Source organism: Candidatus Zixiibacteriota bacterium, from assembly GCA_034003725.1.
In the GTDB taxonomy this organism is placed as follows: Bacteria; Zixibacteria; MSB-5A5; order GN15; family FEB-12; genus WJMS01.
The window spans coordinates 188,402-194,484 of sequence record JAVEYB010000007.1 but is presented as its reverse complement, the minus strand read 5'-3'; the positions used below and the strand labels follow the sequence as shown (position 1 = coordinate 194,484).

The following is a 6,083-nucleotide window of genomic DNA, read 5'->3' as shown; positions in this document are numbered from 1 at the left end:
TGAAATCTCCGGCACGTATACTCCGATAGCGTTTGGGGCGGTGCTCATGACTGGAGAACTCCTGGTCCAGGGCATCGGGAGATTGAGGAAGATGAGGCGTGCGGAGTGACGGAGACTCGGTCGGAGGCTTGATCGGTTAGGGACCCACAGCAGGCTATGGGCGACCCCTGCCAACGATCACATCGAGGAATCGGCGTTGACCACAAACCACATAAGTGTTACCCATGTAGTGAGTCTATTCTGTTACCCATGTCGAGAAACGCACAGACTGAAGGAGAAACCCACCCAAAGGGTGGGCCACCCAGCCTTCGTAATTGCACTTGGTCTGATAACAACGTATCAAGGTTTCGATGGAGCGGGTCGAGTGGGAGTAAAATTGGGAGAGTGATCGCGCTCACCACCTGGTTGCTTGGTTTCAAAGGAGGTATTCGCATGAGTGCAGATGGGGCTGGGATCCCTCGACGGTGGTCGACGGCTGACATCGCTGGGATCTTACTGGGAACGGGAATGGGTGCCATGCTCCTCATCGGATTCGCGTGCACTCGACTTCCCTCAGAAGTAGTACATCTGACAATTCTCGCCGCCCTCTGGGCAACCGTCTTTTTCTTGTACTACCTGTTCAAAAATAGAGGTCGGCTTAAGCGAACGATGTCCCTACACTTCGCTGCAGGCGCGTTCTCAAACGCTCTCACGCTGGGCAGACTGCTTATCTGCCTGCTGATAAGCGGTATTGGGGGCGCCGTGTTCGCTTTTCTGATAACATTGAAGCTGCTTTCGCCCGGTGTGTTTGTCGGTATGGTAATGGCCTACTGCACACTCGTTGCGGTTGGCTTCATGATCTATCTGCTGTCAAGATCGGAAAGATTCGTCGAGGCGTGTCGGGATTCACAGTGCTTCGGTTACGCCGTGAGTGGTGCCGTGGGCAATGCGATAGCCGTTTTCCTGTTCAGCACAGCTATTCTCGGTCCTGATCTGGTTGCCGTGGGAACATCGGGCTCCTTCGCTGCGGTAGCGGGAGTGCTTGTCTTCGCGTCCCTTCTGGTCCAGATGGAACCGAAGAATGCTGATGGCGCTGCTGCCGGACAGAATACGGCTAACGGATGACGAAGGCCGTCGATGAACTGCGGCGAAAATAGTCAAGAACACACAACACCGTCGGGTCTTTGAGACCCGGCGGTTTTTCGTTCGGGGGGCGTCGGGTCACACTCGCCAACGGCGAGATCCCGCAGCAAGCTGCGGGGCACCACCCCGCCCCACCCGCCGTTCGCGGACTCACTCCGGGTGGGGTATATAGCCGGGCGGGTCTCGGGTTCTGCCCTACAAGCCTGAATCGGTTGGGAAAATGCGGAGTAGGCTGTATATTATGGAAGTCGATCATCGCTGAACGCTCGGGAGGAGGCGAACATGCTCAGTGAAAAACCTACCTATGACCGCCGGTGGGCGCTCAGATTCCTTTGGGCGTTTCTCCTGATTGCGGTGATCGAGCTTGTCAGAATGTGTTTCTTCCCTGAAATCTCCGGCACGTATACTCCGATAGCGTTTGGGGCGGTGCTCATGACTGGAGAACTCCTGGTCCAGGGCATCGGGAGATTGAGGAAGATGAGGCGTGCGGAGTGACGGAGACTCGGTCGGAGGATTGATCGGTTAGGGACCCACAGCAGGCTATGGGCGACCCCTGCCGGAGAGGGCGAGATGAGAGCGTCGCACGCCCTCTCGATTGTTCTCGCTGCCGGATCATTGACCGGGGCCGGCGCTCTAATTGCAGGGGGATACTACGCGACTGACCTTGCATTTGAGTATTCTACTGGAAGGTCTCTCAATGAGAGACTCGACGATTGGGTGGGAGAACCACTCTGGGATTTCTAGTGGAGGCATTCGAAGAATGAGGAATCTCATCCGACTATTCGACTACATCTTCTACCGGGCGTATTGCTTCTTCAAGAGGAAGAACCCCGGAGATGTGCCGTGGATGAACGCAGTTCATATACTGATGGTCATTCAGTTTGGGATCATCTTTGACATCGCTCTGGTTGCGGGCAGACTCGACCTCATTCCGTTTCGAGGTAGCGGCGTATTGAAGCTGGTCGTGATTGCGCTGCTGATGGGATCGAACTATGTGCGATACCGACGAAAGCACATTATTGAGGATGACTATCGACTGTTTCGCGAAAGATGGTACAGTGAGGACAAGTCTACCAGGCGCTTTCGAGGTTGGCTCATGTTCATTGTGCCTTTTGTGATGTACGTCGGCGCCGTCGCAGCGATGATCCTCACGTCGGATAGGTGAATGAATGGACGCGCTAGACAATGACTGGGCGGCCACCAAACTGAACATATAGACACGACTTCCGAACACCGTCGGGTCTCTGAGTCCCGGCGGTTGTTCGTTCGGGGGGCGTCGGGTCACACTCGCCAACGGCGAGATCCCGCAGCAAGCTGCGGGGCACCACCCCGCCCCACCCGCCGTTCGCGGACTCACTCCGGGTGGGGCATATAGCCGGGCGGGTCTCGGGTTCTGCCCTACAAGCCTGAATCGGTTGGGAAAATGCGGAGTAGGCTGTATATTATGGAAGTCGATCATCGCTGAACGCTCGGGAGGAGGCGAACATGCTCAGTGAAAAACCTACCTATGACCGCCGGTGGGCGCTCAGATTCCTTTGGGCGTTTCTCCTGTTGGCGGCGATCGAGCTTGTCAGAATGTATTTCTTCCCTGAAATCTCCGGCACGTATACTCCGATAGCGTTTGGGGCGGTGCTCATGACTGGAGAACTCCTTGTCCAGGGCATCGGGAGATTGAGGAAGATGAGGCGTGCGGAGTGACGGAGACTCGGTCGGAGGCTTGATTGGTGAGGAACCCATAGCAAGCTATGGGCGACCCCTGGCTCTCGCAGCGGTGTTGTACTGCTCGATGATAAGCCAGTTCGCGATGGAGTTGAGTGGCGAGCGTGTGGAGGGAAGGGAAGGTTCTTGAAGACACAAGTTGCGATATTCGTTGCGGCCTGCTGTCTCCTGCTTTCATGCAGCATGTCGCTCAGTACGTACGATGTGAAAGAAAACGAGATTCCGGGAAGGTACGAATTCGACTGGGGACGGCACGTCCTGGAAATCAGCGAGGACCACACGTATGTCCACCGGTATATACCTGACTCGGGAGAAGAGCAGACGTGCGAAGGAACCTGGGAGTATCCTATCCCGCAGCTTGAAGGGGTAAAGGACATTCGCTTCAACGACTTCTACGCGTTCGACTCGACCTGGCACACTCTTATCGGGGGGAGATCCAGGAGGTTCGATCCCGACAGTGTCTACTGGGAAAAGCCTCGCATCTGGGAGACGCCGGTGGTAAGATCGCTCTGGGGAGAGATTGTCATCATCACGGACTGGGGCGGCGATGAGGGAGCCAGTAAACAGTAAGGAATCTGCAGCACCGCCGGGTTGTTGAGACCCGGCGGTTTCTTGTTTGGGGGGCGTTGGGTCGTATTCACGCTCGACAGGATCCCGCAGCAAGCTGCGGGGGACCACCCCGCCCCACCCGCCGTTCGCGGACTCACTCCGGGTGGGGTACAGAGCGGGGCATGCTCTAAACTCAGCGAAAACTCGAATAGTCATCGTACAAGCGTGTGCGCGTGCCCGTACGAGACCCAAGGACAAGTCCTATTTGACCTACACGTTGACAAACGAGGAAGGTCAAGTATATTGCGGACGAACGAGCGGATATGGTGATCCTGTCTCGCTCATGTTGAAGAGGTTTGCAGGACATCATAAGCGGGCCGAAGGCTTCGGAAGTCCGAGGCTTGATAAGTACACAACAGGCACCGGTCTCGAAGGATACTCGGCGATCTGGGGAAGGGAACAGCAGTTGATTGACTCCTATGGTGGCGTTGGAAACCATAGGGTTGGCAATTCTATCCGGTCGGTCTCGCCCTTAAATCCTGCAGGTCACTATCTATGGGATAAATCGAACGAGTATTTCGGACCGTTGGCTCCATATACTGGCGTTTGGTGATAGGAGTCTGACGATGAAACAGATGCATGATGAACTCAAAGATCTGTTCGACCGGTGCTCGGTGATTGTTGAATACCTGACCACCAAGGATCCCCATGGCGGAGAGTTGCTCAAGCGAGGATACTCAGCAGCGTTCAAGAGGAAGAGCCTTCGCGAGTTGAGAATGGGATACCGAGCGTTGATCGATATGACCAAGCAGCTGTCTCCGCACGAACAAAGCGAACTCGACATGGAGTTACGTAAGCGGCTGGGCAGTGGAACACAAGAGGCCATCCGAGATCTCAACGACGCTGCCACACAGGCTATTAGACGTGGCGCGATTGAGAATGAAGACGAGTTCTACCTTCTGCGGAACTACTTCGAAGAGATTTGGGAGGATGAGACGAAGAGAGACGAAGCAGACAAGATATCCCGCCTTCTCTCCGAGTTCGAGAAGCGAAAGGAGTAGAGTTGGAGATCAAGTCCGTCTGCAGCAAAGCGCATGTCAGTCACTGAGTATGATGTGCATGAGAGCACACAGCACACCGCCGGGTCGCCTGATGGGCCCGGCGGTTGTTCGTTTGAGCGCCGTCGGGTCACACTCGCCTTCGGCGGATTCCCATAGCAAGCTATGGGCGACCCCTGCCGCAATCCGAGGCAGAGAACAGCAGCTCATTGACTACTATGGCGGCGTTGGTAGTCCTATGGTGGCCAATAGATATAGGGGAGTCTCGAAATGGAACCCGCGAGGGGCTGAGTTCCATCAGGCCTCGAACTCATTGTTTGGTCCGCTCGCACCCTTTACAGGATGGTGGTAACGATACCATGAATAAATACAGTGCCGAAGAAATAGAAGAGCACAGAGCGGTAATGGAGTGGTGTCTCGCCGTAATCGATTTCAAGATTGAGCGTCGGCCTGAGGTTTTCGGGGCGATATATCAGTCAACGAAGAAGAACTTGAGGCGCGCATTCGAGCGGAGTGACTTTCGAGGTTTGCGGGCAGCATATCGAGATTTCATCGAAGAGATAAAAGGAGAATCGATACAAAGTCAGAGGGCACTCGATACAGTCTTGCGGGAGAAGTTCGGCAGTGGGCTGGACGAAGTTTTCGCAGAATCGGACAGAAAAGCCGACAAGATTCTCAAGCGTGGGAAGATCAAAAATGAAGACGAGTTCTACTTCCTTCGCGAGTATTTCGAGTCCATCTGGGAAGACGACAAGCAGCGCGAGAGAGCCGCTTTGATCGACGAGATGCTTGCTGAGTTCGAGAAACGAGAGGAGTGATCTTGGAGTTCGAGTCCCTCTGTAGTATAGAGCTTGTTCGTTATCGTGCATGACGTGCTTGAGGATAATGCGAAGCCTCCGGGTCTGCAAGGCCCGGCGGTTTCTTGTCTGACTGCCGTCAGGTTACCCTCGCCTTCGGCGGATTCCCATAGCAAGCTATGGGCGACCCCTGCCCTACACAGGATGGTAGCGAGGAAATGAGGCAAAGAAGAGGAAAGATGACGGAAGAGTACCGAACTATCATTGACTGGTGTCTTGTTGTTCTGGACTTTCTCGCAAGAAGAACACCGGGAGAACATCGTTCGATCTATCAGTCTGGCGAGAAAGATCTCGTGGAGACTTTCGAGCGAGGGGGATTGCGCGGCCTTAAGATGGCCTATCGAGAGACACTCGTCATGGCGAAGCAACTCCCCCCTGCGGATCAAGTTAAGCTTGACGAACTTCTGCGAAGGAAGTTCGGCAGTGGGCTGGACGAAGTTTTCGCAGAATCGGACAGAAAAGCCGACAAGATTCTCAAGCGTGGGAAGATCAAAAATGAAGACGAGTTCTACTTCCTTCGCGAGTGTTTCGAGTCCATCTGGGAAGCCTCTCGAACTCTGGACATAGCTGCTCATTTCACTGGAAGCTTCAAAGTGAACGTCTCAGTGGTAAATGGGGGCAGGTCGCTCCGCTTTGAGTTGACAAACCCAACTAGCTTGACTTCTTTCGGCTATCAGAGTATGCCTAGTTATGAGCGCCATTCGTGGATACCAACGCCAATGGGCACCACTCGGCAGACAATTACGTGGACAGAACCAATCTTAGGAAGGTGACAAAC

Annotated in this window: 8 protein-coding genes; all 8 read left to right on the top strand. The window is 54.6% G+C overall.

Annotation, left to right across the window (positions count from 1 at the left end; translation table 11 throughout):
• Positions 1-507 precede the first annotated feature (507 nt).
• The 8 genes from RBT76_09955 (at position 508) to RBT76_09920 (ending at position 6,078) form a co-directional block, all read left to right on the top strand.
• Positions 508-1,104, top strand: a complete 597-nt coding sequence (locus tag RBT76_09955) for a hypothetical protein (protein ID MDX9858105.1) — start codon at positions 508-510, stop codon at positions 1,102-1,104.
• Positions 1,105-1,404: 300 nt separating this feature from the next.
• Entirely contained in the window at positions 1,405-1,617 is a 213-nt protein-coding gene (locus tag RBT76_09950) for a hypothetical protein (protein MDX9858104.1), read from the top strand.
• Between the two features lie 265 nt (positions 1,618-1,882).
• Positions 1,883-2,287, top strand: coding sequence for a hypothetical protein (locus tag RBT76_09945; protein ID MDX9858103.1), 405 nt, complete (start codon positions 1,883-1,885; stop codon positions 2,285-2,287).
• A 320-nt stretch (positions 2,288-2,607) separates the two neighbouring features.
• The gene (locus tag RBT76_09940; protein ID MDX9858102.1) at positions 2,608-2,820 is read left to right on the top strand and encodes a hypothetical protein; all 213 of its coding nucleotides are present in this window, start codon (positions 2,608-2,610) and stop codon (positions 2,818-2,820) included.
• 147 nt (positions 2,821-2,967) lie between these two features.
• Positions 2,968-3,411: a hypothetical protein gene (locus RBT76_09935; GenBank protein MDX9858101.1), complete on the top strand. Its 444-nt coding sequence runs from the start codon at positions 2,968-2,970 to the stop codon at positions 3,409-3,411.
• Positions 3,412-4,016: 605 nt separating this feature from the next.
• Complete coding sequence (locus tag RBT76_09930; GenBank protein MDX9858100.1) at positions 4,017-4,451, top strand: hypothetical protein; 435 nt, start codon at positions 4,017-4,019, stop codon at positions 4,449-4,451.
• Between the two features lie 356 nt (positions 4,452-4,807).
• The gene (locus tag RBT76_09925) at positions 4,808-5,266 is read left to right on the top strand and encodes a hypothetical protein (GenBank protein MDX9858099.1); all 459 of its coding nucleotides are present in this window, start codon (positions 4,808-4,810) and stop codon (positions 5,264-5,266) included.
• Between the two features lie 218 nt (positions 5,267-5,484).
• Positions 5,485-6,078 carry a hypothetical protein gene (locus tag RBT76_09920; GenBank protein MDX9858098.1) on the top strand — a complete coding sequence of 198 codons (594 nt, stop codon included), beginning with the start codon at positions 5,485-5,487 and terminating at the stop codon, positions 6,076-6,078.
• The last annotated feature ends 5 nt before the right edge of the window (positions 6,079-6,083 follow it).

Coding starts and splice junctions, on each gene's coding strand:
- RBT76_09955 (MDX9858105.1), top strand. CDS start 508: ATGGGTGCCATGCTCCTCATCGGATTCGCGTGCACTCGACTTCCCTCA.
- RBT76_09950 (MDX9858104.1), top strand. CDS start 1,405: ATGCTCAGTGAAAAACCTACCTATGACCGCCGGTGGGCGCTCAGATTC.
- RBT76_09945 (MDX9858103.1), top strand. CDS start 1,883: ATGAGGAATCTCATCCGACTATTCGACTACATCTTCTACCGGGCGTAT.
- RBT76_09940 (MDX9858102.1), top strand. CDS start 2,608: ATGCTCAGTGAAAAACCTACCTATGACCGCCGGTGGGCGCTCAGATTC.
- RBT76_09930 (MDX9858100.1), top strand. CDS start 4,017: ATGAAACAGATGCATGATGAACTCAAAGATCTGTTCGACCGGTGCTCG.
- RBT76_09925 (MDX9858099.1), top strand. CDS start 4,808: ATGAATAAATACAGTGCCGAAGAAATAGAAGAGCACAGAGCGGTAATG.
- RBT76_09920 (MDX9858098.1), top strand. CDS start 5,485: ATGACGGAAGAGTACCGAACTATCATTGACTGGTGTCTTGTTGTTCTG.